Source organism: Pseudomonas moraviensis (assembly GCF_900105805.1).
GTDB classification, from domain to species: domain Bacteria; phylum Pseudomonadota; class Gammaproteobacteria; order Pseudomonadales; family Pseudomonadaceae; genus Aquipseudomonas; species Aquipseudomonas moraviensis_A.
This window is the reverse complement of the sequence record NZ_LT629788.1, coordinates 2,637,040-2,663,463: the sequence shown is the minus strand read 5'-3', so window position 1 is coordinate 2,663,463 and position 26,424 is coordinate 2,637,040. Positions and strand designations below refer to the sequence as shown.

General features: G+C 57.5%; 30 protein-coding genes and 2 tRNA genes. 23 read left to right on the top strand and 9 right to left on the bottom strand.

Annotated elements, in window-relative coordinates:
* Nucleotides 1–2 precede the first annotated feature (2 nt).
* Nucleotides 3–1,286 carry an NAD(P)/FAD-dependent oxidoreductase gene (locus BLU71_RS11905; RefSeq protein ID WP_083353159.1) on the bottom strand — a complete coding sequence of 428 codons (1,284 nt, stop codon included), beginning with the start codon at nt 1,284–1,286 and terminating at the stop codon, nt 3–5.
* Nucleotides 1,287–1,469: 183 nt separating this feature from the next.
* Here BLU71_RS11905 and BLU71_RS11900 point away from each other — a divergent pair.
* Both BLU71_RS11900 and BLU71_RS11895 read left to right on the top strand, forming a co-directional pair.
* Nucleotides 1,470–1,546, top strand: a tRNA-Val gene (locus BLU71_RS11900).
* Between the two features lie 465 nt (nt 1,547–2,011).
* The gene (locus tag BLU71_RS11895; protein ID WP_065615022.1) at nt 2,012–2,467 is read left to right on the top strand and encodes a DUF2214 family protein; all 456 of its coding nucleotides are present in this window, start codon (nt 2,012–2,014) and stop codon (nt 2,465–2,467) included.
* A 219-nt stretch (nt 2,468–2,686) separates the two neighbouring features.
* On the opposite strand, the gene csrA is transcribed toward BLU71_RS11895, so the two are convergent.
* Complete coding sequence (gene csrA / locus BLU71_RS11890) at nt 2,687–2,881, bottom strand: carbon storage regulator CsrA (RefSeq protein ID WP_003179932.1); 195 nt, start codon at nt 2,879–2,881, stop codon at nt 2,687–2,689.
* Between the two features lie 250 nt (nt 2,882–3,131).
* Between csrA and BLU71_RS11885 the strand changes: the two genes are divergently transcribed.
* Nucleotides 3,132–3,497: an SPOR domain-containing protein gene (locus tag BLU71_RS11885; protein ID WP_083353158.1), complete on the top strand. Its 366-nt coding sequence runs from the start codon at nt 3,132–3,134 to the stop codon at nt 3,495–3,497.
* Nucleotides 3,498–3,583: 86 nt separating this feature from the next.
* On the opposite strand, the gene BLU71_RS11880 is transcribed toward BLU71_RS11885, so the two are convergent.
* From BLU71_RS11880 to BLU71_RS11870, 3 genes are all read right to left on the bottom strand, one after another.
* Nucleotides 3,584–4,273 (bottom strand): endonuclease, encoded by a 690-nt coding sequence (locus tag BLU71_RS11880; protein WP_083353157.1) that lies wholly within the window; start codon nt 4,271–4,273, stop codon nt 3,584–3,586.
* Between the two features lie 4 nt (nt 4,274–4,277).
* Nucleotides 4,278–4,547 carry a DUF1654 domain-containing protein gene (locus BLU71_RS11875; protein ID WP_016774035.1) on the bottom strand — a complete coding sequence of 90 codons (270 nt, stop codon included), beginning with the start codon at nt 4,545–4,547 and terminating at the stop codon, nt 4,278–4,280.
* A 198-nt stretch (nt 4,548–4,745) separates the two neighbouring features.
* A complete protein-coding gene (locus tag BLU71_RS11870; RefSeq protein ID WP_039762072.1) occupies nt 4,746–5,834 on the bottom strand; it encodes an asparaginase in 1,089 nt (362 codons plus the stop codon).
* A gap of 335 nt (nt 5,835–6,169) precedes the next feature.
* Between BLU71_RS11870 and BLU71_RS11865 the strand changes: the two genes are divergently transcribed.
* The 8 genes from BLU71_RS11865 (at nt 6,170) to BLU71_RS11830 (ending at nt 13,778) form a co-directional block, all read left to right on the top strand.
* Complete coding sequence (locus BLU71_RS11865) at nt 6,170–6,616, top strand: hypothetical protein (protein ID WP_042609445.1); 447 nt, start codon at nt 6,170–6,172, stop codon at nt 6,614–6,616.
* A gap of 197 nt (nt 6,617–6,813) precedes the next feature.
* Entirely contained in the window at nt 6,814–7,770 is a 957-nt protein-coding gene (locus BLU71_RS11860) for a sugar ABC transporter substrate-binding protein (protein WP_064363934.1), read from the top strand.
* Between the two features lie 55 nt (nt 7,771–7,825).
* The gene (locus BLU71_RS11855; protein WP_083353156.1) at nt 7,826–9,379 is read left to right on the top strand and encodes a sugar ABC transporter ATP-binding protein; all 1,554 of its coding nucleotides are present in this window, start codon (nt 7,826–7,828) and stop codon (nt 9,377–9,379) included.
* A complete protein-coding gene (locus BLU71_RS11850) occupies nt 9,376–10,353 on the top strand; it encodes an ABC transporter permease (protein WP_083353155.1) in 978 nt (325 codons plus the stop codon). Before BLU71_RS11855 ends, BLU71_RS11850 begins: the two co-directional genes overlap by 4 nt.
* Before the next feature lie 3 nt (nt 10,354–10,356).
* Nucleotides 10,357–11,376: a LacI family DNA-binding transcriptional regulator gene (locus BLU71_RS11845; protein ID WP_083353154.1), complete on the top strand. Its 1,020-nt coding sequence runs from the start codon at nt 10,357–10,359 to the stop codon at nt 11,374–11,376.
* A 24-nt stretch (nt 11,377–11,400) separates the two neighbouring features.
* Entirely contained in the window at nt 11,401–12,318 is a 918-nt protein-coding gene (gene rbsK / locus BLU71_RS11840; RefSeq protein ID WP_042609449.1) for a ribokinase, read from the top strand.
* The gene (rbsD, locus tag BLU71_RS11835) at nt 12,315–12,719 is read left to right on the top strand and encodes a D-ribose pyranase (protein ID WP_041478553.1); all 405 of its coding nucleotides are present in this window, start codon (nt 12,315–12,317) and stop codon (nt 12,717–12,719) included. Before rbsK ends, rbsD begins: the two co-directional genes overlap by 4 nt.
* Before the next feature lie 30 nt (nt 12,720–12,749).
* Nucleotides 12,750–13,778, top strand: coding sequence for a nucleoside hydrolase (locus BLU71_RS11830; RefSeq protein ID WP_064363937.1), 1,029 nt, complete (start codon nt 12,750–12,752; stop codon nt 13,776–13,778).
* Between the two features lie 33 nt (nt 13,779–13,811).
* Here BLU71_RS11830 and BLU71_RS11825 read toward each other — a convergent pair whose 3' ends face one another.
* A complete protein-coding gene (locus BLU71_RS11825) occupies nt 13,812–14,012 on the bottom strand; it encodes a hypothetical protein (protein ID WP_042609451.1) in 201 nt (66 codons plus the stop codon).
* Between the two features lie 130 nt (nt 14,013–14,142).
* On the opposite strand from BLU71_RS11825, the gene BLU71_RS11820 reads away from it, so the two are divergent.
* Both BLU71_RS11820 and BLU71_RS11815 read left to right on the top strand, forming a co-directional pair.
* Nucleotides 14,143–14,445 carry a hypothetical protein gene (locus BLU71_RS11820; protein WP_042609452.1) on the top strand — a complete coding sequence of 101 codons (303 nt, stop codon included), beginning with the start codon at nt 14,143–14,145 and terminating at the stop codon, nt 14,443–14,445.
* A gap of 167 nt (nt 14,446–14,612) precedes the next feature.
* Nucleotides 14,613–14,930, top strand: a complete 318-nt coding sequence (locus BLU71_RS11815; protein ID WP_042609453.1) for an I78 family peptidase inhibitor — start codon at nt 14,613–14,615, stop codon at nt 14,928–14,930.
* A gap of 65 nt (nt 14,931–14,995) precedes the next feature.
* On the opposite strand, the gene BLU71_RS11810 is transcribed toward BLU71_RS11815, so the two are convergent.
* Together BLU71_RS11810 and BLU71_RS11805 are read right to left on the bottom strand one after the other, a co-directional pair.
* Nucleotides 14,996–15,208: a cold-shock protein gene (locus BLU71_RS11810; RefSeq protein ID WP_003179963.1), complete on the bottom strand. Its 213-nt coding sequence runs from the start codon at nt 15,206–15,208 to the stop codon at nt 14,996–14,998.
* 290 nt (nt 15,209–15,498) lie between these two features.
* A complete protein-coding gene (locus BLU71_RS11805; RefSeq protein ID WP_042609454.1) occupies nt 15,499–15,801 on the bottom strand; it encodes a hypothetical protein in 303 nt (100 codons plus the stop codon).
* 369 nt (nt 15,802–16,170) lie between these two features.
* Here BLU71_RS11805 and thrS point away from each other — a divergent pair, with 369 nt between their 5' ends.
* The 10 genes from thrS (at nt 16,171) to BLU71_RS27490 (ending at nt 23,877) form a co-directional block, all read left to right on the top strand.
* Nucleotides 16,171–18,093 (top strand): threonine--tRNA ligase, encoded by a 1,923-nt coding sequence (gene thrS, locus BLU71_RS11800; protein WP_042609455.1) that lies wholly within the window; start codon nt 16,171–16,173, stop codon nt 18,091–18,093.
* Nucleotides 18,093–18,644, top strand: a complete 552-nt coding sequence (gene infC, locus BLU71_RS11795) for a translation initiation factor IF-3 (protein ID WP_169432615.1) — start codon at nt 18,093–18,095, stop codon at nt 18,642–18,644. Before thrS ends, infC begins: the two co-directional genes overlap by 1 nt.
* A 60-nt stretch (nt 18,645–18,704) precedes the next feature.
* The gene (rpmI, locus tag BLU71_RS11790; RefSeq protein WP_002553160.1) at nt 18,705–18,899 is read left to right on the top strand and encodes a 50S ribosomal protein L35; all 195 of its coding nucleotides are present in this window, start codon (nt 18,705–18,707) and stop codon (nt 18,897–18,899) included.
* A gap of 27 nt (nt 18,900–18,926) precedes the next feature.
* Entirely contained in the window at nt 18,927–19,283 is a 357-nt protein-coding gene (gene rplT, locus BLU71_RS11785; RefSeq protein WP_002553161.1) for a 50S ribosomal protein L20, read from the top strand.
* A 109-nt stretch (nt 19,284–19,392) separates the two neighbouring features.
* Entirely contained in the window at nt 19,393–20,409 is a 1,017-nt protein-coding gene (pheS, locus tag BLU71_RS11780) for a phenylalanine--tRNA ligase subunit alpha (RefSeq protein ID WP_003226365.1), read from the top strand.
* 26 nt (nt 20,410–20,435) lie between these two features.
* The gene (gene pheT, locus BLU71_RS11775) at nt 20,436–22,814 is read left to right on the top strand and encodes a phenylalanine--tRNA ligase subunit beta (protein WP_083353153.1); all 2,379 of its coding nucleotides are present in this window, start codon (nt 20,436–20,438) and stop codon (nt 22,812–22,814) included.
* A 3-nt stretch (nt 22,815–22,817) separates the two neighbouring features.
* Nucleotides 22,818–23,120 (top strand): integration host factor subunit alpha, encoded by a 303-nt coding sequence (gene ihfA, locus BLU71_RS11770; RefSeq protein ID WP_002553164.1) that lies wholly within the window; start codon nt 22,818–22,820, stop codon nt 23,118–23,120.
* The gene (locus BLU71_RS11765; RefSeq protein WP_003179985.1) at nt 23,101–23,457 is read left to right on the top strand and encodes a MerR family transcriptional regulator; all 357 of its coding nucleotides are present in this window, start codon (nt 23,101–23,103) and stop codon (nt 23,455–23,457) included. The genes ihfA and BLU71_RS11765 overlap by 20 nt, the downstream gene beginning before the upstream one ends.
* Nucleotides 23,458–23,546: 89 nt before the next feature.
* A tRNA-Pro gene (locus BLU71_RS11760) sits at nt 23,547–23,623 on the top strand.
* Nucleotides 23,624–23,700: 77 nt separating this feature from the next.
* Nucleotides 23,701–23,877 (top strand): hypothetical protein, encoded by a 177-nt coding sequence (locus BLU71_RS27490; RefSeq protein ID WP_173867337.1) that lies wholly within the window; start codon nt 23,701–23,703, stop codon nt 23,875–23,877.
* A 763-nt stretch (nt 23,878–24,640) separates the two neighbouring features.
* Here BLU71_RS27490 and rtcR read toward each other — a convergent pair.
* Complete coding sequence (gene rtcR, locus BLU71_RS11750; protein ID WP_083353152.1) at nt 24,641–26,245, bottom strand: RNA repair transcriptional activator RtcR; 1,605 nt, start codon at nt 26,243–26,245, stop codon at nt 24,641–24,643.
* Between the last annotated feature and the right edge of the window lie 179 nt (nt 26,246–26,424).

Here is a 26,424-nt window from a genome sequence, read left to right as displayed (position 1 = left end):
TTTTACATCCCGAATTTATCGCGCAGCCCGTAGTACCACGCGCCCAGCGCGGCAAACGGTGTGCGCAGCAGTTGCCCGCCGGGGAAAGGGTAGTGCGGCAGGTCGGCAAAGGCATCGAAACGCTCGGCCTGACCGCGCAACGCTTCGGCGAGGACCTTGCCCGCTAAGTGCGTGTAGGTGACACCGTGACCGCTGCAACCCTGCGAGTAATAGATGTTGTTGCCCAAGCGTCCGACCTGCGGCAGGCGGGACAGGGTCAGCAGGAAGTTGCCGGTCCAGGCGTAATCGATCTTGACGTTCTTGAGTTGAGGGAAAGCCTTGAGCATCTTCGGGCGAATGATCGCCTCGATGTTCGCCGGATCGCGAGCGCCATAAACCACGCCGCCGCCGAAGATCAAGCGCTTGTCGGCGGTCAGGCGATAGTAGTCGAGGAGATAGTTGCAGTCCTCCACGCAGTAATCCTGCGGCAAAAGCGCCTTCGCCAGCTCATCGCCCAAAGGCTCGGTGGTGATCACCTGAGTGCCACATGGCATTGATTTGGCCGCCAGTTCCGGCACCAGATTACCGAGGTAGGCATTGCCGGCAACGATGATGAACCTGGCCCTGACCTTGCCTTGCGGCGTATGCACAACCGGATTGGCGCCGCGCTCGATGCGCACGGCGGGAGATTGCTCGTAGATGGTGCCGCCGAGAGACTCGACCGCCGCCGCTTCACCGAGCGCCAGATTCAGCGGATGGATGTGGCCGCCACTCATATCGAGCATGCCACCAACGTATTGATCGCAACCGACGACTTCGCGGATGCGGCGTTGGTCCATCAGCTCCAGCTGCGTGTGTCCGAAGCGTTCCCACAGGCGTTTCTGCGATTCAAGGTGACCCATCTGTTTGGCGGAGAGGGCAGCGAACACACCGCCGTCCTTCAGGTCGCACTGGATGTTGTATTTCGCCACGCGCTCGCGAATGATCCGGCCGCCTTCAAAGGCCATTTCACCGAGCAGTTGCGCTTGCCTGGGACCGACGGTGCGCTCGATGACATCAATGTCGCGGCTGTAGCTGTTGACGATCTGCCCACCATTGCGCCCCGAGGCACCGAAACCGACCTTGGCGGCTTCCAGTACAGTTACGCGAAAACCGTTCTCCAGCAGGAACAAGGCGGAAGACAGCCCGGTATACCCGGCACCGATCACACAGACGTCCGTCTCCACATCATCCTGCAGCACAGGACGTGGCGGTACGGCATTGGCCGACGCGGCGTAATAAGACTCTGGGTATTGGGTGTTCGCCATCCTGCCGCCTCTGTTTAATATATTTTACGAGTGCGTCGATCCTACCCGAGTTGAAAAACCTCCGCCAGCCACCGGAAAGTCTTCGTTGCTAAGCTGAAATTAAATATTTTGCATATTCATAGGGTTAGGTGAAAAAAAGGTGTTGACACCCCTCCGAAATTCCGTAGAATGCCGCCTCACAGCAGGCACGTAGCTCAGTTGGTTAGAGCACCACCTTGACATGGTGGGGGTCGTTGGTTCGAGTCCAATCGCGCCTACCAAACAAAATCCGCTCTGCTGGGCGGTCTGGAAGGGCTCACCGAAAGGTGGGCCCTTTTTTGTTGTCTGGGATTTGCGTAACGCTTCTTCCTGGTAATTTTCGCCCCGCTTTGTTCAGTTCTGCACTCATTAGTGTTTCCGCAAAACGATCAAGCGCCATTCTGGTGCGCTCCGCTTCCGATCCGTCGTGGAAAAACGCCTGCATATTTAAAGGCTTACAGCTTTTTTCCTGCAACCGGCTATCGAAAAAACCTTGTTGGTGATTGTGAATTTAAGTAACATCCATCCCGCGTTCACCACCACGGTTTATGCATTTTTAAATCCCAAGCTTCCATCAGCTGCTTGGGATTTTTTTTGCCTGCGATTTGGCATTTGGCTCCTGTCCCTCCCTGACCTCCAGGCGAGGCCCCGCTTTTTCGTCTACTACTGACTGGCCGATATTCAACTCTTTGTAAGGGAGTGCGTCGATGCTGAGTCAGTGGGTTCTTGCGGCTGTTCATCTATTCGCGTTTGCCCTGGCTGTCTGGGCGGTGCTGACGCGCGGCAGAGCCTTCAGCCAGCTCGCGGCGGGTAATGAACACGTCAAGCGGGTTCTGCTCGCGGATAACCTGTGGGGACTTGCGGCTTTGACACTGCTGGTCACGGGCGGGATGCGTGCGTTTGGCGGTTACGAGAAGGGCTCTGACTATTACCTGCATCAGCCGCTGTTTCATCTGAAGATGACGCTGTTTGTGCTGATCCTTCTCATGGAGCTTGCACCGATGATCACCCTGATCAAATGGCGCATCGCATCCTCGCGCGGTGCAGCGCTTGATACCGGACGGGCGAGGTTGTACGCGCGAATCAGTCACGTTGAAGCGCTGCTTCTGGTTTTGATGATGGTCGCGGCCACAGGCATGGCTCGTGGGGTGATATTCGCTTAGAGGGCGAAATTCTCCGCTCTGTATCGGAAACGTCCGACAGCCAGCTCCAGGGGTGAAAGGTAATATCGGCGCAAGGGAGTTAGAGGGGGCAAATCAAGACAGTCAGCATGCTTCAGGCGCCGTGCCCAGCGGGGGTAAATGCGGATGGCTAAACGGCGCGTGAATCTTTAGCCAGTCTTGCGCGGCGGCAAAGGGACTGGCTACGTGATGCAGTGTGGCTCAGGGTGTTTGCGGCTTGTCCGGAGCGGTCAGGCCAGCCTGGATGCGTTGGTAAATTTCTTCACGGTGCACTGCCACGTTTTTCGGAGCGTTGATGCCGATGCGAACCTGTTGGCCGCTGACTCCGAGGATGGTGATCGTGATGTCATCACCAATGTTTATGCTTTCACCGACTTTGCGGGTGAGTATCAGCATGGTCTTCTCCTTGATTGCTTTGTAGGGCACCTGATTCAGACAGTGCAGAGGTCGGTGGTATCTATAGATTAGTGCGAAGTCTCACGGTTTGGGTGCCTCTTTCTGACGCGCAGATGCGGCATTAATTCCCAGGGCGTAACTATACAGAGGCTGCAATCATCATTCTCGTTGTTTTGTGCCCATTTTGCGGGGCTCGCGAAGTATTTATGAATGATAAGATCGCCGCTTTACGAATTCCGAGGACAGCGTTGTGCGCAAATTGGTTTGGCTGGTAGCGGCACTGGCATTGGCAGGCTGCGGTGAAGGCAAAAATGTAGATGCGCCGAAGCCCGAGACGAAGGTTGCAACTGCGCCGGCGGCTGCCGCGCCACAGTGGGATCTTGAAGTGCGTGGCGAAACGCCTCAGGCCGTCAGTGACCTGAGCGGCTGGTTGATCGAGCACGCTTTCGTTCCGACGGTCGTCAAGGATGGCAGCGGTAAAACACGAATCCTGATCGGTCCGTTCAACTCTCAGGCCGAGGCCGAGGCGCGCAAGGTGCAGGTGGATGCAGCGTTGGTAAAAGCCAAGAAACAAAATATTGAATCGGTGGTGATTGAGCATCCGCTCACGCCATAAGCGAAGCGCTTTCAACCCAGGTAAAACGCCGGACATGAAAAAGGCCTCGAGCATAACGCTCGAGGCCTTTTTTGTTCGCGCTACGATCAGCCGCAGGCTTTCAGATTTACCGAGCCGACGAATTCATTGCCGCGCCCCATCACGCACGCCACGCTCTGGTTGCGCTGACGCTCCCAGTCCTGCACCGGGTAAGTCTTGTCCCACGCCTCGTACAACTGCCGATCCTGCTTCGACAATCGCAGTCCGTATTGTTTGCTCATATAAAAATAGGTGCGGGCGATCATGCCGCGAATCGAAGGGCGGGGCATGACCTTCTTCGCCTTGAAATCGACCTGGGTCAGGCAGGATCCGTACTGGCCGGACTGTACCGGCAACCAGCCATAGCTGAAGTTGCTGCGGTCACCGTTTACCTCTCCAATGCTCGGCACCAGATTGTGTAAATCAGCTTCGGCCTTTTGATAAACCAGGTCGTAGCGTGTGCAATTCTTGCGTCCGCCTTGCTGCCAGCATTGTCGCTGGTGACCGATCTGCCAGGCCGGCACGATGTGCTCCCATTCGATTCTCGATGCACGCTTGGCGTTCTTGCGCGGCACGTAACCGCAAGCTTTCAGATCGACCTTGTTGCCGGTGTACTTGCAGCCGCAGTAAAACTCCGTGGACTGCGGTGCGTATAGTTTCCACGCCGCTTTCTTGGCTTCCGAAAAGGTGCGTGGGGCGCCAGCCTGGGCGCCCACGGCAAAAAATAACAACAGCAAAGCAACACAGCGGACACTCATTGAATCAATCTTCCTTCGGCACAACCCAAAAAATCTGCACGCCACCGTCATCGCGATAGGCGAGGGTAACGTTGTCGTTCTCGTCGATTTCCTCGAGCAAACGCTCCCAGTCATCCATCGGCTCATCCGGCAAACGGAAAATCAGTGCGGCTTTGGCTTTTTGTGCGGTAGGGGAATTGATGATTTTCTGAACGCGCATACCCATGCGTTCGTAGGCGTCAGGAGCAGCAGGAGAGGTGGCCACGAGGTTATCCTTATTAAGCTGTACGTGCATACAGTATTTAACTGTAAGCGATTTCGCAACTGCTTAAAATTCAAGAAAATCCTCTGACAGCAGGTTTCCGGGTTTGGTGTAAGGCTCGTCGAGTTTTTTGTGGGAAGAATGCTTGAAGCGTGTGAGGGAGCCACCACCCGCCAAGTCCGGCAGGTGGTGAGCAATTGCCTGATCGAGAGCTGATCAGGCGAAGGTCAATCAATATTCCCAGAACATCCGCTGCAGTTCTTTGCTGTCGTTGGTCTTGGTCAGTGCGACCATCGCCAGGATGCGGGCTTTTTGCGGGTTCAGGTCGTGAGCGACAACCCAGTCATATTTGTCGTCAGGCTGTTCGGCGTTTCGCAGGACAAAACCGCCGGCATTGACATGGGACGAACGAATGATCTGCACGCCATCCTTGCGCAAGGCTTGCAGGGAAGGGACCACGCGAGAGGATACCGAACCGTTGCCCGTGCCGGCGTGGATGATCGCTTTGGCACCGGATTGGGCGAGTGCCTTGTAGGCGGTATCGCTGACGTTGCCGTAGGAGTAGGCGATTTCGACGTCAGGCAGGCTCTTGATGTTCTTGATATCGAATTCCGAATCCATGGTGTGACGCTTGGCCGGCAGGCGGAACCAGTAGGATTTTCCTTCGACGACCATGCCCAGCGGGCCCCAGGCACTTTTGAATGCTTCGGTCTTGATGTTGATCATCTTGCTGACGTCGCGACCGGACTGGATCTCGTCGTTCATGGTGACCAGCACGCCTTTGCCGTGCGCTTCCTTGCTGCTCGCCACGGCTACAGCGTTGTACAGGTTGAGCATGCCGTCTGCCGACATCGCGGTGCCCGGACGCATCGAGCCGACGACGATGATTGGCTTGTCGGTCTTCTCGACGAGGTTCAGGAAGTACGCGGTTTCTTCCAGAGTGTCGGTGCCGTGGGTAATGACGATGCCGTCGACGTCCTTGCTGTCCGCCAGTTCGGAAACGCGACGGCCCAATTGCAGCAGGTTGTCGTTGGTGATGCTTTCCGATGCGATCTGCATGACTTGTTCGCCACGCACGTTAGCCAGTTTGCTCAACTCGGGAATGCCGGCGATCAGTTGTTCGATACCGACTTTCGCTGCCTGATAGGTGGCGCTGTTTGCGGCGCTCGCACCGGCGCCGGCGATCGTGCCGCCCGTAGCGAGGACAACGACGTTGGCCAGTTTGGTCTGGGTTTCGACTTCTTTTGCCTGAAGGGCAGTGGGCAGGAGCAGTAGTAGGGCCAATGCGCCCGGAACCAAGGTATTGAAAGCAGATTTCATTATTTTTCTCTCTAGTCGTGAGACGGTGCTGATGCAGGTTCATCTAGATGCGCCCCAAGCCGATCTGAATGCTCGAGGTGCAGGGAAGGGAGCAGGATTCATACCATGGGTAATGTGCCCGCGGAAAATGTTTAACCCGATGATTTAAATCAATATTTGTCGAGAGACGGAATGTTCTTGCGGACTGTTCCATCCGGGATTCCGAACGACGGACGGATTCGTGTTCGGCTCACCGATAGGCAATCGCTTAACGCCTGCTGAATAGCAAATACCCGCTAAAGAAATGTGCTCTCAGGCCGATGCGTCCTCAAGGAAACCAAATCTTAGGAGTTCACATGTCACTGACGGTCGGTTTTGCCAATCCCGCTGCAGTCACCATCGGCGGTAAAACTGCAGCGACGATCAACACCCTGAACGACGCGACCAATGAGGCAGCGGCGCAGGCGCTAGGTACCGAGAAGACCGAAACAAATCAGGTCAGAACCGGTGGCGGTCCTGTACAGCAAGAGAGCAAAACCGAGAGCGGCGGCAACCAGAGCGTCACCGTCAAGACGTTGCTCAAGCGCATGCAGGAGTTGCAGAAGCAGCTTCAGGAACAGCAGCAGCAATTGGCCGCAGCGCAGGCTGCGAGTTATCCAACGCCCGAAGCCAAGTCCCAGGCCATCATGTCCATTCAGGGGCAGATCGCGCAGACCAGCGCGGCAATGACGGAAGTCGCCGGTGCACTGGTCAAGGAAATGTCCAAGGGCGCCAGTGGTGGCCTGGTCAACACCACCGCGTAATGTGTCGTAGGGGCGAGTCAGCGATTCGCCCTACAACAAATGACGATTTCTGATTGTTGACAAAAGTCGGCGGGATTCTCATAGTTCGGTCTACGCAAACGTTTGCGCGGCTTCAACAGGGCTGATGTACACGGCCGTGACGTAGCTTACGTCAGCGCAAACGTTGCTCACAATAATCATAAGATCGGAGTGAACCCATGAAGCTGCCCTTCGCCGCACGTCTTCTTGCTGTCGCTATGCTGGCTACTACCGCCGCTGCACTACCTGTCTCTTCGGCGTTCGCCGAATCTGCGGAAAAACCCAAGGTCGCGTTGGTCATGAAATCCCTGGCCAATGAATTCTTCCTGACCATGGAAGACGGCGCCAAGGCCTATCAGAAAGAACACTCCGCCGATTTCGATCTGATTTCCAACGGAATCAAGGACGAAACCGACACTGCCGGGCAGACCCGCATCGTCGAACAAATGATCCTGGCCAAGGTGAACGCACTGGTGATCGCGCCTTCTGACTCCAAAGCCATGGTGCCGGTGATCAAGAAGGCTGTAGACGCCGGTATCACCGTAATCAACATCGACAATCAGCTCGATCCCGCCGTGGTAAAAAGCAAAAACATCACCGTGCCGTTCGTAGGGCCGGACAATCGCAAGGGTGCGCGTCTGGTTGGCGAATACCTGGCCAAACAACTGAAGGCGGGCGACCAGGTCGGTATCATCGAAGGCGTGTCCACCACCACCAACGCGCAGGCGCGCACGGCCGGTTTCAAGGACGCGATGGAAGCCGCGCAGATCAAAGTGGTCTCGCTGCAATCCGGTGATTGGGAGATCGACAAGGGCAACAAGGTTGCGGCTTCGATCCTCAGCGAATACCCGGACGTCAAAGCGCTGCTGGCCGGTAACGACAGCATGGCGGTCGGCGCCGTTTCCGCGGTCCGTGCCGCCGGCAAGGCGGGCCAGGTTCAGGTCGTCGGTTACGACAACATCAACGCGATCAAGCCAATGCTCAAGGACGGTCGCGTGCTGGCTACGGCTGACCAGTTTGCTGCCAAGCAAGCCGTGTTCGGCATCGAAACCGCGCTGAAGATCATCAAGGGCGAAAAAGTCGACAGCGGTGCCAACGGCGTGATCGAAACACCGGTCGAGCTGGTCACCAAGTAAGTCATCTGGCGATACAACGGCGCTCGTCCGTCCGGGCGAGCGCGTGGAGATTCCTATGTCAGTTTCCGCTCCGAACGCTGTCCTCTCGGTCAGCGGTATCGGCAAGACCTATGCGCAACCGGTGCTCACCGGCATCGATCTGACGCTGATGCGCGGTGAAGTACTGGCGCTGACCGGCGAAAATGGTGCCGGCAAAAGTACCCTGTCGAAAATCATTGGTGGTCTGGTCACGCCCACCACTGGCCAGATGCAATTCCAGGGCAAGGACTACCGTCCGGGCAGCCGTACCCAGGCTGAAGAGCTTGGCGTGCGCATGGTCATGCAAGAACTCAATCTGTTGCCGACGCTGTCGGTTGCGGAAAACCTCTTTCTGGATAATCTGCCGAGCAGCGCTGGCTGGATCAGCCGCAAGCAATTGCGCAAGGCGGCGATCGAAGCCATGGCGCAGGTCGGCCTTGATGCGATCGATCCGGACACGCTGGTCGGCGAACTCGGTATCGGTCACCAGCAGATGGTCGAAATCGCGCGCAACCTGATCGGCGACTGCCACGTGCTGATCCTCGATGAGCCGACCGCGATGCTCACGGCGCGCGAAGTCGAAATGCTCTTCGAGCAGATCACCCGATTGCAGGCCCGTGGCGTTTCCATCATTTATATTTCCCACCGCCTCGAAGAACTGGCGCGCGTTGCACAGCGCATTGCTGTGCTGCGTGACGGCAATCTGGTCTGCGTCGAGCCGATGGCCAACTACAACAGCGAGCAACTGGTCACCTTGATGGTCGGTCGCGAACTGGGCGAACACATCGACATGGGGCCGCGCAAGATCGGTGCTCCGGCGTTGACGGTCACCGGCCTGACGCGTTCGGACAAAGTCCTCGACGTCTCCTTCGAAGTGCGTGCCGGGGAGATTTACGGCATTTCCGGGTTGATCGGGGCAGGGCGCACGGAATTGCTGCGGCTGATCTTCGGTGCCGACACGGCTGACAGCGGAACCATCGCGCTCGGCTCCCCGGCCAAAGTTGTGAGTGTTCGCTCGCCAGTGGATGCCGTGCGCAATGGCATTGCCCTGATCACCGAGGATCGCAAGGGCGAAGGGCTGCTGCTCAGTCAATCGATCAGCGCCAACATTGCCTTGGGCAACATGCCGGAAATATCCAGTGGCGGGTTCATCAATGACGGCGACGAAATCTCTCTGGCGCAGCGTCAGATCGAGGCCATGCGCATCCGCAGTTCGAGCCCGACGCAATTGGTCTCGGAACTGTCGGGCGGCAATCAGCAGAAGGTCGTGATCGGCCGCTGGCTGGAACGCGACTGCTCAGTGCTGCTGTTCGACGAGCCGACTCGCGGTATCGACGTCGGCGCCAAGTTCGACATTTACGGTTTGCTCGGCGAACTGACCCGTCAGGGCAAAGCGCTGGTCGTGGTATCCAGTGACTTGCGCGAGTTGATGTTGATCTGCGACCGGATCGGCGTGCTCTCGGCGGGGCGCCTGATCGACACCTTCGAGCGCGACAGCTGGACCCAGGATGATTTGCTTGCCGCCGCATTCGCCGGCTACCAAAAACGTGATGCGTTGCTCAACGAAGCAGCGCCTAGGGATCTCCCATGAAAACTGCATCCTCTACCAGTAAACGTAGTGGCAATTTTTTCGGCCTGGGTACTTACCTGGGCCTGGCCGGTGCCTTGCTGGCGATGATTGCGCTGTTCTCGGTCCTGAGCAGCCATTTCCTCTCGTACAACACGTTCAGCACCCTGGCCAACCAGATTCCCGACCTGATGGTGCTGGCAGTGGGCATGACCTTCGTGCTGATCATCGGCGGCATCGACCTGTCGGTTGGCTCGGTGCTGGCGCTGGCTGCATCTACGGTCAGCGTTGCGATTCTCGGTTGGGGCTGGAGCGTTTTACCGGCAGCCCTGCTCGGCATGGCGGTAGCGGCTCTGGCCGGGACCATCACGGGCTCGATCACCGTGGCCTGGCGGATTCCGTCGTTCATCGTCTCCCTCGGCGTGCTGGAGATGGCCCGCGGTGTGGCCTATCAGATGACCGGCTCGCGTACCGCTTACATTGGTGATGCGTTTGCCTGGCTGTCGAATCCGATCGCGTTCGGTATTTCCCCCTCGTTCATCATCGCTTTGCTGGTGATTTTCATCGCGCAGGCGGTTTTGACCCGCACCGTTTTCGGTCGCTACCTGATCGGCATCGGCACCAACGAAGAAGCGGTGCGTCTGGCCGGGATCAATCCCAAGCCCTACAAGATTCTGGTGTTCAGCCTGATGGGTTTGCTGGCGGGCATCGCTGCGCTGTTTCAGATTTCGCGTCTGGAAGCGGCTGACCCGAACGCAGGTTCGGGCCTGGAGCTGCAAGTGATCGCGGCCGTGGTCATCGGCGGCACCAGCCTGATGGGTGGTCGCGGTTCGGTGGTCAGCACTTTCTTTGGCGTGTTGATCATTTCCGTCCTCGCTGCCGGACTCGCACAGATTGGTGCGACGGAGCCGACCAAGCGCATTATTACCGGTGCGGTGATCGTCATCGCCGTGGTGCTCGACACCTATCGCAGTCAACGCGCCAGTCGCCGGGGCTGAACCATGGCAACGATCAAGGATGTAGCGGCACTCGCGGGCATTTCCTACACGACCGTGTCGCACGTGGTAAACAACACCCGCCCGGTGAGTCAGGAAGTGCGGCGCAAAGTGGAGGCGGCGATCAAGAGCCTCGACTACGTACCCAGTGCCGTGGCGCGCTCGCTGAAAGCCAAAACCACGGCGACCATCGGCCTGCTGGTGCCCAACAGCCTCAACCCGTACTTCGCCGAATTGGCGCGGGGAATCGAGGATTATTGCGAGCGTAATGGCTACTGCGTGATCCTCTGCAACTCCGACGACAACCCGGAAAAGCAGCGCAGTTATTTGCGCGTGTTGCTGGAAAAGCGCATCGACGGCTTGATCGTTGCCTCCGCCGGCGGTGACAGCGGTCTGGCAGAAGGGCTGGCGGGCGTGAAGACGCCGATGGTGATCGTCGACCGTGGCCTGGAGGGTGTGAATGCCGATCTGGTGCGCATCGATCACGAATACGGCGCTTATCTGGCGACGCGCCACCTGCTTGAGTTGGGGCATCGCGACATCGCCACCATCGGCGGTCCGGCGAGCACCAGCGTGGCGCAAATGCGTCAGGCCGGTTATTGCCGGGCGCTGCAAGAGGCGGGAATCGAGGTGCGCGAAGAGCGCATGCTCGAAAGCGATTTCACCAGCACCGGTGGTTACAACGCCGCCGCACGGCTGCTTGAAAGCAATCCGCCGAGTGCGATTTTTGCCGGTAACGACATGATTGGCATCGGTGTGCTGCGTGCAGCGGCCGAACGTAACGTGCGGGTGCCGGCCGAGTTATCGGTGATCGGCTTCGATGACATTCAAATGAGTCGTTATGTCTATCCGGCGCTGACCACGGTCGGCCAGTCGATCCTGCAACTCGGCGAAATGGCTGCCGAAGTGCTCTTGCGAAGAATTGCTGCGCCTGATTCAGGTACCGAGCAACGCATCGTGACTCCCAGCATTGTCCTGCGCGAATCGACCGCGCCGCTGTCCGGCGTGTTCACCGAATATCGCTGAAACCGAATTGATGAGTAGTGATGTATGCCAGCAAATGTAGTGGTAATAGGCAGTCTGAACATGGACCTGGTGACCCGGGCGCCACGGCTGCCTCGCGGCGGTGAAACGCTGATCGGTCATACCTTCGCCACGGTTTCCGGCGGCAAGGGCGCCAATCAGGCAGTTGCCGCAGCGCGCCTGGGCGCGCAGGTGGCGATGATCGGTTGCGTCGGAAATGACGACTATGGTGTGCGGTTGCGCGATGCGTTGCTGGCCGAGCACATCGATTGCCAGGCTGTCAGCGTCGTGGAGGATTCCAGTGGCGTAGCGCTGATTGTGGTCGATGACAACAGCCAGAACGCCATCGTGATTGTCGCCGGTGCCAACGGCGCGATGACCCCGGCAGTGATCGACCGTTTTGATGCGGTGTTGCAGGCCGCCGATGTGGTGATCTGCCAGCTCGAGATTCCCGATGCGACGGTCGGACATGCGCTCAAGCGTGCGCGTGAACTGGGCAAAACCGTAATCCTCAACCCGGCGCCGGCCAGTCGCCCGTTGCCGGCAGACTGGTTCGCCGCCATCGACTATCTGATTCCCAATGAGAGCGAAGCAGCCGCATTGAGCGGTCTCTCTGTCGACTCGCTGCAGTCGGCAGAAACGGCCGCCACTCAATTGATTGCCATGGGCGCGGGCAAAGTCATCGTCACGTTAGGCGCGCAGGGTTCGTTGTTCGCCGATGGCAAAGGCTTCGAACATTTTCCCGCACCGACCGTGAAGGCGGTGGACACCACGGCGGCGGGCGACACCTTTGTCGGTGGTTTCGCTGCAGCGCTGGCCAATGGCAAGTCTGAGGCGGAGGCGATTCGCTATGGCCAGATTGCTGCTGCACTGTCGGTCACCCGTGCCGGTGCGCAACCCTCCATTCCAACCATGTCCGAAGTACAGGCGTTCAGACCCGCATGAAAAAGACTCCTTTGCTCAACGTCGCGCTGTCGCGACTGATCGCATCTCTTGGCCACGGTGACATGGTCGTGATTGGCGACGCCGGTTTGCCGGTGCCGCCGGGTGTCGAATTGATCGATCTGGCGCTGACCCATGGCATCCCTGATTTCGTCAGCACACTGAAAGTCGTGCTCAGCGAAATGCAGGTGGAAAGCCATGTGCTGGCCAAGGAGATCTTCGACAAGCAACCGACGGCACTGGCGGATCTGGACGCCTTGAACGAAGAGGGTGCGCTGGGCCGTAGGGATCTGCTCACCCACGAACAGTTCAAGGTGCTGAGCCGACAGGCCAGGGCGATCATTCGTACAGGAGAATGTCAGCCGTACTGCAACATCGTTCTGGTCGCCGGGGTTACATTCTGATTTCCGATTCACCTGCACAAGGAATGCGCCATGCAACGCTATGCTGAAAAACTTCACCAACTGATCCGGAGCCTGCTGCTTGTGTCCGTGCTAACTGCGACCGGCGCTCAGGCGGCGGAAAAAATCGACCTGATCATCGACACCGATCCTGGCGCTGACGACGTGGTCGCCTTGCTGTTCGCTCTGGCGTCGCCGGATGAACTGAATATTCGCGCGCTGACGACGGTGGCCGGGAATGTGCGCCTGGACAAGACTTCGCGTAACGCGCGATTGGCTCGCGAATGGGCAGGGCGCGAAGACGTACCGGTTTACGCCGGCGCGCCGAAACCGCTGATGCGCACGCCGATCTACGCCGAGAACATTCATGGCAAGGAAGGCTTGTCGGGCGTTACGGTTCACGAACCGAAAAAAGGCCTGGCGAAAGGCAATGCGGTCAATTATCTGATCGACACCCTTAAATCGGCCAAGCCACACAGCATCACCATCGCCATGCTCGGTCCGCAGACCAATCTGGCGCTGGCGCTGATCCAGGAGCCCGAGATCGTTCAGGGCATCAAGGAAGTGGTGATCATGGGCGGGGCGCATTTCAACGGTGGCAACATCACCCCCGTCGCAGAATTCAACCTGTTCGCTGATCCACAGGCTGCCGAGGTGGTGCTCAAGAGCGGGGTGAAGCTGACGTATCTGCCGCTGGACGTGACGCACAAGATCCTCACCAGTGATGCACGCCTGAAGCAGATTGCCGCGCTGAACAACAATGCGAGCAAGATCGTTGGCGACATTCTCAACGAATACATCAAGGGCGATATGGAGCACTACGGCATTCCCGGCGGGCCGGTGCATGACGCGACTGTTGTGGCGTACCTGCTCAAGCCTGAGCTGTTTACCGGTCGGGCGGTCAATGTCGTGGTGGATAGTCGGGAAGGTCCGACATTCGGCCAGACCATTGTCGACTGGTACGACGGTCTGAAAGCACCGAAGAATGCGTTCTGGGTCGAAAATGGCGATGCCCAGGGATTCTTTGATCTGCTGACCGAGCGCCTGAAGCGCCTCAAATAAGTCCGCTGACCCGCAGGCCCCTGCCTGCGGGTTTCACTGGGCGTGTTCGGCCGATACGGTCGGGTATCGTTCGAATACCTGATTGATGAATTGCTGCGCCGCCTCGATTCCCAGCTCCTTGACCAACAGGTCGATGCCGATCAGCGCCAGCTCTTCCGTCGTACCAGGACTGTAAGAGCTGTGTCCGTCTGCCCATTTGGCTTTGATGTCGGCGTCGATGCTGAGGCTGGTCATGAGAAGGCTCGAAGGTCAGGGTGTCTGTTTTTCGAGTTAACCATTTTGCGCGGCGTTTGGCACTGCGACTTAGGCATGAGCGGAGTGCTATGCGACACTTGGTCTTTTACGGCCTACCAAGGACCCTGTTGTGCAGATCGATCTGAATACCCCTGACGGCCTCACGCTCGACGCTGTGCGCCAATTGCTCGCCGCGGGCAGCGACGACGAACATACTCAATTGCGCGTGACCAAGGGCGGCATCGCCTATTTGTCCAGCGTGACTGGCGGGCAGGACATTGACGGTCTGCTGTTTCGTCTTGAAACCTGGGCGAAAGGCTCGGGCTATGTCGGCAAGGTCGCGGCCAGCGATGAAGTCTGGGTCATGCAGATTTTCAACGCGCTCAGGGACAACTGGCCGAATCCGCCCTTTGACTACATCGACGTTTATTAAGCGTCGTTAATATTCAGTCACGATTGTTTGATGAGCCGGGCAGGGCAGCTCAGGCACACTCGGCATTTTTCCGCTCGTGGGGCAGGGCATGGCTCTGGCCGTGAAACCAAACGCCGAGATGGCGGTCGCACGATCTCTGCTTAAACATTTGAAAACAAGGAGGCTTCATGCCTTTGAAGTTCGCGACACTGGGTGCACTTATGGCCGCTGCTCTATTGGCCGGTTGCAGCACAACCTCCAGCGAGTCGGCAAAGGAGCCCGTGGCGGCTGAATCCGGAAATAGCCGCTGCGAAGCATCGGCAGCACAATTTGCCGTTGGCAAGAAAGCATCCCCTGAGCTGCTGGATCAGGCGCGTGCCAAGGCTGGAGCGCAAAATGCGCGTTTCCTCAAGCCGAACGACATGATCACGCTGGAATATCGCTCCGACCGCCTGAACCTGAACACTGACAACAGCCTGGTGGTTACCCGCGTCAACTGCGGCTGAGCGCTTTTGTGTCAGGCATAAAAAACCCCGTCACCTGGACGGGGTTTTTTTAGTGCGCCGAGAAATTACTCTGGGCGAACCTGTGCAGCTTGCATACCCTTTTGGCCTTTCTCAGCCACGAAAGAGACGGTCTGGCCTTCTTTCAGGCTTTTGAAACCGTCGGATTCGATAGCTTTGAAGTGTACGAACAGGTCGTCACCGCCACCTTGAGGAGTGATGAAGCCGAAGCCTTTTTCATCGTTGAACCATTTAACGGTGCCGGTTTGGCGATTAGACATGGTGTATCTCCAAGAAACATATATTTTCAGTAGTACTGTGCTGCTCAGGCCAACTGGGCACACCCGGGTATCATAGTCGAAATGTTCGCTTTGGTAGCCCCCCGGACGTGCTGTTTGCCAATCAGTCGTGTTTTCTTTACCGCCTGTTTCTGCTGAAAGCCCCGGTTTGAAAGGCTTGCAGCGAAACGTAAAGACGATAAAAAAACCTGTAAAACCTGCATAAATCGTTCAAAAAGGCTCATTTCCAACACTTTTTTCGGCCTTTCAAGCGATCAGGATGCTCGGTTTTGTTATTTTTTCGCCGGGGTATTTGCCTTGCATTTGGCGATCTGACCAAGGGCTTTCTGCTGCAGTTCCGGAGCCGCCTTGTTGTCCATCAATGCCTGAATATCGCTGGCCGGATAGGACTTGATGGCGTCAGCACCGCAAGCGCAGTGCGATTTCGCTGCAGCAGCACCGATTTGTGGGGTGGCAGCCTGGGTGCACTGGGCCATGTACTTCTCGCGCTCGCCCTTCGGCCAGTCGGCATGGGCGCTCAGTGGCAGCAGCAGAACGACGGGGGCGACGGCGGCGAATAAGCTTTTCAGACGCATCGAGGATGCTCCTTGTGGGTCAATGTCTTGTTATCTGAGGGCGCAAAGGCCGATCAAGTTCAGCACTCTGGCATAAAAACGGACATTTGGCCTTCTGCCAAATCAGGGCGTGAGCGACCGCTCATCTGTGCTAGCATGCCGGGCTCAAGCGTTCTCAGGCTTCGGATGACCTTCAGTCCCGAAGCGGTCGGCGTGCGAATTTTTCCGATTTGAATCCCAGTCACTCTGGTTCGGTTTTCCGGTTGGCCGCAAGGCTCCTGCCGCTGTAAGGCAGGCGTTCGTCATTGAATGGCCTGGATCGGATCTTGTACTGGCTCATCCCAACCCACGTGACCTTTGGTAGGGGTCACCACTAGGAGAGGAGGCGCCATGCCAACTATTACTCTTCCCGACGGCAGTCAACGTTCATTCGATCACCCGGTTTCCGTAGCCGAGGTCGCCGCATCCATTGGTGCAGGCCTGGCCAAAGCCACGCTCGCCGGCAAGGTCAATGGCCAACTGGTCGACGCCAGCGACATCATCAGCAGCGACGCGACCCTGCAAATCATTACGCCAAAGGATGAAGAGGGGCTGGAGATCATTCGCCACTCTTGCGCGCACCTGGTCGGCCACGCGGTCAAGCAGCTGTACCCGACCGCGAAAATGGTCATCGGCCCGGTCATCGACGAAGGCTTCTATTACGACATCGCCTACGAGCGTCCTTTCACGCCGGAAGACATGGCGGCCATCGAACAGCGCATGCAGCAGCTGATCGAGAAGGATTACGACGTCATCAAGAAAGTCACTCCGCGCGCCGAAGTGATCGAAGTGTTCAAGGCTCGCGGCGAAGACTACAAGCTGCGCCTGGTCGAAGACATGCCGAACGAACAGACCATGGGTCTGTACTATCACGAAGAATACGTCGACATGTGCCGCGGTCCGCACGTGCCGAACACGCGCTTCCTGAAATCCTTCAAGCTGACCAAGCTGTCGGGTGCCTACTGGCGCGGCGACGCCAAGAACGAGCAATTGCAGCGCGTTTACGGCACCGCCTGGGCTGACAAGAAGCAGCTGGCAGCTTACATCCAGCGCATCGAAGAAGCCGAGAAGCGCGATCACCGCAAGATCGGCAAGCGCCTGGGCCTGTTCCACACCCAGGAAGAATCCCCGGGCATGGTGTTCTGGCACCCGAACGGCTGGACTTTGTACCAAGTGCTCGAGCAGTACATGCGCAAGATCCAGCGTGACAACGGCTACCTTGAGATCAAGACCCCTCAAGTCGTTGACCGCAGCCTGTGGGAGAAATCCGGGCACTGGGCCAACTACGCCGACAACATGTTCACCACTCAGTCGGAAAACCGCGACTACGCGATCAAGCCGATGAACTGCCCGTGCCACGTGCAGGTGTTCAATCAGGGCCTGAAGAGCTACCGCGAGTTGCCGATGCGCCTGGCCGAGTTCGGTGCCTGCCACCGTAACGAGCCGTCGGGTGCGTTGCACGGCATCATGCGCGTGCGAGCGTTCACTCAGGACGATGCGCACATCTTCTGCACCGAAGAGCAGATGCAGGCCGAGTCCGCTGCGTTCATCAAGCTGACCATGGACGTCTATCGCGATTTCGGCTTTACCGAAGTCGAGATGAAACTGTCCACTCGTCCGGAAAAACGCGTTGGTTCCGACGAACTGTGGGATCGCGCTGAGGCCGCATTGGCTGCAGCCCTTGATTCCGCTGGCTTGCCGTACGATCTGCAGCCGGGCGAGGGTGCTTTCTACGGTCCGAAGATCGAATTTTCGCTGAAAGATTGTCTCGGTCGCGTGTGGCAGTGTGGTACCTTGCAGCTCGATTTTAACCTGCCTGTCCGTTTGGGCGCTGAATACGTCTCCGAAGACAACAGCCGCAAACACCCTGTGATGCTGCACCGGGCGATCCTCGGCTCGTTCGAGCGTTTCGTCGGGATTCTGATCGAGCACTACGAAGGTGCTTTCCCTGCGTGGCTCGCGCCAACCCAGGCGGTGATCATGAATATCACTGATAAACAGGCAGATTTTGTTGCAGAGGTTGAAAAAACTCTCAACGAAAGCGGATTTCGTGCCAAGTCCGACTTGAGAAATGAAAAGATCGGCTTTAAAATCCGCGAGCATACTTTGCTCAAGGTTCCCTATCTTTTGGTTATCGGAGATAAGGAAGTCGAGATGCAGACTGTCGCTGTGCGTACTCGTGAAGGTGCTGACCTGGGCTCGATGCCCGTCGCCCGGTTCGCTGAGTTTCTCGCGCAAGCGGTTTCCCGGCGTGGTCGCCCAGATTCGGAGTAATTATTATTAAGCGTGAAATGAGACAAGATAAACGAGCTGCACCGAAAGCCCCGATCAACGAGAATATCTCGGCACGCGAGGTTCGGTTAATTGGCGCTGATGGCGAGCAGATTGGCATCGTCTCGATTGATGAAGCGCTTCGTATCGCTGAAGAAGCAAAGCTTGATCTGGTGGAAATTTCCGCAGACGCAGTCCCGCCTGTTTGCCGGGTGATGGACTACGGCAAGTCGATCTTCGAGAAGAAGAAGCAGATTGCCGCGGCGAAGAAAAACCAGAAGCAGATTCAGGTTAAAGAAATCAAGTTTCGTCCAGGGACGGAGGAAGGGGATTACCAGGTAAAACTGCGCAACCTGGTACGTTTCCTGAGTGACGGGGACAGGGCCAAGGTATCCTTGCGATTCCGCGGCCGTGAGATGGCCCACCAGGAGCTGGGGATGGAACTCCTCAAGCGGGTTGAACAAGACCTGCTCGAGTACGGTTCGGTCGAACAGCATCCTAAGATGGAAGGACGCCAGCTGATCATGGTCATCGCCCCGAAAAAGAAGAAGTAATCAACAGGGCACGGCAGGCCTTCTGATTATGTTTATCAACTGAATGCGGAGTATCCGAACATGCCAAAAATGAAAACCAAAAGTGGTGCTGCCAAGCGGTTTCTGAAAACTGCTAACGGCATCAAGCACAAGCACGCTTTCAAGAGCCACATCCTGACTAAAATGTCGACCAAGCGTAAGCGTCAACTGCGCGGTAGCAGCTTGCTGCATCCGTCTGACGTGGCAAAAGTCGAGCGCATGCTGCGCCTTCGTTAATTTAGTCAAGAATAGAGGAAGTAACTCATGGCTCGTGTAAAGCGTGGCGTCATTGCCCGTAAGCGTCACAAAAAAATTCTGAAACTTGCTAAAGGCTACTACGGCGCACGCTCCCGCGTATTCCGTGTTGCCAAGCAAGCGGTAATCAAGGCAGGCCAATACGCCTACCGTGACCGTCGTCAGAAAAAACGTCAGTTCCGCGCTCTGTGGATCGCTCGTATCAACGCTGGTGCTCGTGTTAACGGTCTGTCCTACAGCCGTTTCATCGCTGGCCTGAAAAAAGCGTCCATCGAGATCGACCGCAAGGTTCTGGCTGATCTGGCAGTGAACGAAAAAGCGGCGTTTGCTGCGATTGTCGAGAAAGCTAAAGCCACCTTGGCTTAAGTACCCCCGACAGTCACCCGGCCTCACCTCTGTGGGGCCAGGTGTTAAACGTCATAAATAGGGGAAGAGCCTACAAGCTCTTCCCCTATTTTGTATCTGGAGTCTGTACATGGAAAACCTGGATGCGCTGGTCTCTCAAGCACTAGAGGCTGTGCAAAGCGCTGAAGATATCAATGCCCTGGAGCAAATCCGGGTTCAATACCTTGGCAAGAAGGGCGAATTGACTCAGGTGATGAAGACCCTGGGGAATCTGCCGGCCGAAGAGCGTCCGCAAGTCGGTGCGCTGATCAACGTTGCCAAGGAACGTGTTACAGGCGTTCTCAATGCGCGCATGGCCCTGTTTGAAGAAGCCGAACTGGCTGCCAAACTGTCCGCCGAATCCATCGACGTGACATTGCCGGGCCGTGGCCAGACCTCTGGTGGTCTGCATCCGGTCACCCGGACTCTGGAGCGTGTCGAGCAGTTCTTCACCCGCATCGGCTACGGCATCGCCGAAGGCCCAGAGGTTGAAGACGACTATCACAACTTCGAAGCGCTCAACATCCCAGGCCATCACCCGGCCCGGTCGATGCATGACACCTTCTATTTCAATGCCAACATGTTGCTGCGCACCCATACCTCGCCGGTACAGGTCCGCACCATGGAATCGAAGCAGCCGCCGATCCGCATCGTCTGCCCTGGCCGCGTATATCGCAGCGACTCCGATATCACCCATTCGCCGATGTTCCACCAGGTCGAAGGCCTGCTGGTTGATCGCGATATCAATTTTGCCGATCTCAAAGGCACCATCGAAGAATTCCTGCGGGTGTTCTTCGAGAAAGAACTGGCCGTACGTTTCCGTCCTTCGTACTTCCCGTTCACCGAGCCATCCGCCGAAGTCGATATGGAATGCGTGATGTGCAGCGGTAAAGGCTGCCGCGTCTGCAAGCAGACCGGCTGGCTGGAAGTGATGGGCTGCGGCATGGTTCACCCGAACGTGCTGCGCATGTCCGGCATCGACCCGGAAGAATTCTCCGGCTTTGCCTTCGGCATGGGCGTCGAGCGTCTGGCCATGCTCCGTTACGGCGTGAACGACTTGCGTCTGTTCTTCGACAACGACTTGCGGTTCCTCGCGCAATTTCGCTAGTCGTAACGAATTCTTAGGAGAGCAGGATGAAATTCAGTGAACAATGGCTGCGTGGCTGGGTTAGCCCGCAGGTAGATCGCGACGAGCTGGTTGCCCGTCTGTCGATGGCCGGTCTTGAGGTCGATAGTGTTACTCCGGCCGCCGGTGTATTCAGTGGTGTCGTGGTGGGCGAGGTGCTGAGCACTGAGCAGCACCCGGACGCCGACAAGTTGCGTGTGTGCCAGGTCAGCAATGGCGCGGAAACCTTTCAGGTCGTGTGCGGAGCGCCAAATGTGCGCCCGGGCCTGAAGATTCCGTTCGCCATGATCGGCGCAGAACTGCCGGGCGACTTCAAGATCAAGAAAGCCAAGCTGCGCGGCGTCGAGTCCAACGGCATGCTGTGCTCGCAAGCCGAGTTGCAGGTCGGTGAAGGCAACGACGGTCTGATGGAGCTGCCGGCCGACGCGCCAGTAGGCGAAGACTTCCGTGTGTACCTGGATCTGGAAGACGCCAGCATCGAGGTCGACCTGACCCCGAACCGCGGCGATTGCCTGTCCCTGGCCGGTCTGGCCCGTGAAGTCGGCGCGCTGTACGCCGTGCCGGTAAGCCGCCCTGCGGTGGCTGCGGTTGCAGCGGTGCACGACGAAGTGCGTTCGGTTGAGGTGCTGGCGCCAGCCGCCTGTCCACGTTACTTGGGGCGGGTCATCCGCAACGTCGATCTGTCGAAGCCAACCCCGCTGTGGATGGTTGAGCGTCTGCGTCGCGCTGACGTACGCAGCATCGACGCTGCGGTCGACATCACCAACTACGTGATGCTCGAACTGGGTCAGCCGCTACACGCCTTCGATCTCGCCGAAATCAATGGCGGCATTCGTGTGCGCATGGCGGAAGAGGGCGAGAGGCTGGTGCTGCTCGACGGTCAGGAAGTCAGCCTGCGTAGCGATACGCTGGTGATCGCCGACCACACTCGTGCACTGGCGATCGCTGGTGTCATGGGTGGCGAGCACAGCGGCGTTTCCGCAACCACGCGTGATGTGTTCCTCGAATCTGCGTTCTTCGATCAGATTGCAGTGGCTGGCAAGGCACGTTCCTACGGCCTGCACACCGACGCGTCGCATCGTTACGAGCGCGGGGTTGACTGGCAGCTGGCCCGTGAGGCCATGGAGCGCGCCACTGGCCTGCTGCTGGAGATCACCGGCGGCGAAGCTGGCCCAATCATCGAGGCCGTCAGCGAGCAACATCTGCCGTCGATCGCGCCGATTACTCTGCGTGCCCAGCGCATCACTCAGATGCTCGGCATGGAAATGGATTCGGCACAGGTCGAGCGTCTGCTCAGCGCCCTGGGCCTGAACATTACCGCTGACGGAGAAGGGCAGTGGCGCGTCGAAGTGCCAAGCCATCGCTTCGATATCAGTCTCGAAGTCGACCTGATCGAAGAGCTGGCTCGTCTGTACGGCTACAATCGTCTGCCGGTTCGCTACCCGCAAGCGCGTCTTGCGCCACAAGCCAAGGCCGAAGCGCGTAGCGATCTGCCTGAGCTGCGCCGGTTGCTGGTCGCCCGTGGTTATCAGGAAGCGATCACCTACAGCTTCATCGATCCGAAGCAGTTCGAGCTGTTCAATCCAGGCGTCGAGCCGCTTTTGCTGGCCAATCCGATCTCCAACGACATGGCTGCCATGCGTTCGTCGCTGTGGCCAGGTCTGGTCAAGGCTCTGCAGCACAACCTCAACCGCCAGCAGGACCGTGTGCGTCTGTTCGAGAGCGGCCTGCGCTTCGTCGGTCAGCTTGAAGGCTTGAAGCAGGAGCCGATGCTATCCGGGGTTGTCTGCGGTAGCCGCTTGCCGGAAGGCTGGGCGCAGGGTCGCGACACCGTCGACTTCTTCGATGTGAAGGCCGATGTTGAAGCGGTACTGGGTTTCGCCGGTGCTCTGGACTCGTTCACCTTCGCACCGGGCAAACACCCGGCGCTGCATCCGGGTCAGACTGCGCGCATCGAGCGTGACGGTCGTGAAGTAGGCTTTATCGGTGCTATTCACCCTGAGCTGTCGAAAACACTGGGTCTGGATCGTCCGGTATTTGTCTTCGAGCTGGTTCTGGCGGAAGTGGCGCTCGGTAAAATGCCGAAATTCCATGAGTTGTCGCGCTTTCCTGAAGTGCGTCGTGACCTTGCACTGATCGCGCACAAAGACGTCGCGGCCTCGGCTGTGCTGGACGTAATCCGTGAAAATGCAGGCGAATGGCTCACAGAGCTCAGGCTGTTTGACGTGTATCAGGGTAAAGGTATTGATCCTGATAGAAAAAGCCTTGCAGTCGGCTTGACCTGGCAGCATCCATCGCGCACTCTTAATGACGATGAGGTGAATTCGACGACGCAAAATATCCTCACCTCGCTCGAACAAAGGTTGAACGCCACGTTAAGGAAGTGACGTATGGGGGCTTTGACGAAAGCTGAGATGGCGGAACGTCTGTATGAAGAGCTGGGCCTGAACAAGCGGGAAGCCAAGGAATTGGTTGAACTGTTTTTCGAGGAAATCAGGCACGCTCTTGAAGACAACGAGCAGGTCAAATTGTCCGGTTTCGGCAATTTCGACCTTCGGGACAAGCGCCAGCGGCCTGGCCGCAACCCGAAAACGGGGGAAGAAATCCCGATCACGGCTCGCCGTGTGGTCACCTTTCGTCCAGGGCAGAAGTTGAAGGCCCGAGTTGAGGCTTATGCTGGAACCAAGTCATAACGACGAACTACCCGTCATCCCGGGCAAACGCTACTTCACCATCGGTGAAGTCAGCGAGCTGTGTGCCGTAAAGCCACACGTGCTGCGCTATTGGGAGCAGGAGTTTCCTCAGCTCAACCCCGTCAAACGCCGCGGAAACCGCCGGTATTATCAGCGCCAGGACGTGCTGATGATCCGGCAGATCCGCGCGCTCCTTTACGATCAGGGTTTCACCATCGGCGGCGCGCGTCTGCGCCTCTCCGGCGACGAAGCCAAAGACGACACCACCCAGTACAAACAGATGATTCGGCAGATGATTGCCGAACTGGAAGATGTGCTTGTGGTGCTCAAGAAATAAAAAGCTGCGTTTGAATACTTCCAGTTTTCAAAAGCTTGCGATATATTCTTGAGCGTTCTTCGAGATGAAGAACGAAATGCAACATCAGTCGGGGCGTAGCGCAGTCCGGTAGCGCACTAGCATGGGGTGCTAGGGGTCGAGTGTTCGAATCACTCCGTCCCGACCATATTTTTCAATGACTTAGGCCAATGTTCAAAGCATTGGCCTTTTTCATGTGCGTGGGATTGCGAATGGAGTCGAGTCATGAATAAGGCGTTCAAACAGCCAATGTTTGTTGTTGGGCTGCCACTTGCAATTTGCGGCTTTGTTTTCGGCCTTAATGGTCTTCTCGTCAGCGGAACCTTTGCGTACGTCGCGCCGGGGCTATTGATACCTGGCGTGGCTTTCATGTTGATAGGTTGGCTGCAACGGAATAAATGATTTATCGGGCAGTCGGCCTCGTCGTTGCACGGGGCTTTTCATGTCCGCTCGTCGAGCAGATTGCACTCCGAATCCACGCGTCTTCTCTCAACAATAAGCGCAGCCCCTGCGCCACTGACGGGAGAGAATGATGATCGATGACAACAACGGTCCGGAAGCGCCATATCCGGGACCAGGCGAGCAAACACCTGACTCTGGCGAGGGTCATGACTCCGGTCTGGAGCAAGCTGACTCTGAGCCAAAGCAGGGTACCGACGAACGACCAGAGGACTGGAATCCGCCACCCGGAAATCCTGGCTCTGATCAAGATGCCCAGACAGGCCGAAATAACGGCGGCGCGAAATAGCCGCCATCGATCGATATCGACCCGGCCATCGCGCCGGGTTTTTATTGCCATCGAACATGCTACCAACGTAGCCGGGATGGATAGGGAGAAGGTCATCTAGGCGTCAGGGGCGAATGCGAGCGGCGCCGGCGGCTGGATGCTTCGATCCAGGCGCCGGCAACAAGCATGTTCACTCTACGATGCAAATCCAGCGGTGGTTGTATCGGTAAGGTGCGCGGGTGAAATGGACGTCTGAGACCATCTTCATGCCGCGCTCTTGAAGCGCTTCGGTCAGTTGCACGAGTGTCTCTGCCTGGATAGTCATTGCTGTCACCTCGTCAGATTTACTACGTTCATAATTCTTGACCGAGAGATCAGCCGGCTAATTCATTTTTTCTACGGAGATCATTGAGCGTGTGTGATCAGGGGTGCTGCACTTCACTTCGTGCCTGCGATCTCAGCCCACTCAAGCCCGAAGCGCCCCAAATACTTCCTCAGCCGATCAGCATCATTGGGCTGAGCCTTGGCCTGCCGGGAAACACCGAACAGCTGTCGACCGGCATCCGACAGACTATTTGCCTGTCGGCACACCTCAAGAACTGCCTTCAGTTGCAAACGGTCGAACAAGTCCATCTTCTCGCCATCTCCCGGCAACTCGTCTGACACCGCAGTGGGTTGCGCCAGGCCCCACGCATACCGTAATCGATCAATCTCATCGTCTACCTGCTCTTCATCGATGCGCCCGCTGTCGGCCAAAGTCGCCATCCGCGTGATCGATGCGGACAGTTCGCGAAAGTTGCCCAGCCAGGCTGCTTCGCGTGAGCTGGCGAAGTCCAGGTAGCGTCGGCGCGCTTCGAGATTGAAACGCACCCGTTGTCCATGTTCGCGAGCGTGGCGTTCCAGTTCGAAGTCGATGTTCGGCTCGATATCTTCGCGGCGGCCGGCGAGGCCGGGCAGGTCGAACGTCCACAGGTTGATCCGAGCGTACAGGTCTTCGCGAAACATTCCCTCGGCGACTCGGCTGCGCAAGTCGCGATGGGTGCCGGCGATGATCAGGAAATCACTCTCCACTTCCTTGTCCGAACCCAGCGGGAAGAAGCGTTTCTCTTCGATGGCCTTCAACAGCATTGCTTGTTCGTCTGCGCCAAGCTCGCCGATCTCGTCGAGAAACAACATTCCACCATTGGCAGCGCGCAGCAGGCCTTCGCGAGCGTTCTGTGCCCCGGTGAAGGCACCTTTGACGTGACCAAACAAGGCAGACATTGCGCCGTCGCCCCGCAGGGTGGCGCAATTGACTTCGACAAAGCGTCCTTGCATCTGATGGCGATTGCGTTTGAGTTCGTAGATGCGTCGGGCCAGGAAGGATTTGCCGGCGCCGGTCGGGCCAATCAGCAACATCGGTGCTCTGGAGCGCACCGCTACGCGCTCGATCTGCTCAATGGAGCGGTTAAATGCAGCGTTGCGCGTGGCGATACCGGACTTTAAAAACTCCAGGCCTTCGAGGCGCTTGCTGGCGAAGCGTGAGGCGATGCGATCATAGCGCGACAGGTCGAGATCGATCAGCGCATGGGTGCCGCAGGCGGGCTCGTTATCGCTGTTGCGCTTGGCGGGGGAGGTCTGGATCAGTCTGGCCGGCAGATAGCGCGCTTCGGTGAGCAGGAACCAGCAGATCTGCGCGACGTGGGTGCCGGTGGTGATGTGTACAAGGTAATCCTCGGTCTCAGTGTCGAAGCTGTAAGCAGTGGTGAAATCGTGCAGGGCGCCGTAGACCTCCTCGAAATCCCAGGGATCGCGCAGCGACATTGGATGCAGGCGCACTTCGGTGCCTGGAGATGTCTGCTGAATATCAACAGTAATGCGCTCCGCGAGGCTCACGTCGCGGGCATCGAGGCCGTGGATCAGTTCAAGTCGATGAATCGGCAGATCTGTTTGCTGGCACAGGCCTACTGTGGGGCGCCAGTGACGCCAGCGGTTGCCAGCTTTGTTGACGCGATCGAGGGTGGCTCCGATAAATCCGATGGCGACCGTGCGTTTGCTGGACATGCTTATCTCATAAGATAAATGACGATATTCAATGATAATTTTCCAAGGCGTGTTTGTCTCTGATGGGTTTCAAGTCGCCAGTTACAATTCAGATAAACCGTTCAAAAACATAGAGTTAGAAAATATGTAGAGAGAAAGTCATGAGCTGGCACAGCGGCTGCAATGCTGATGGAAACGAA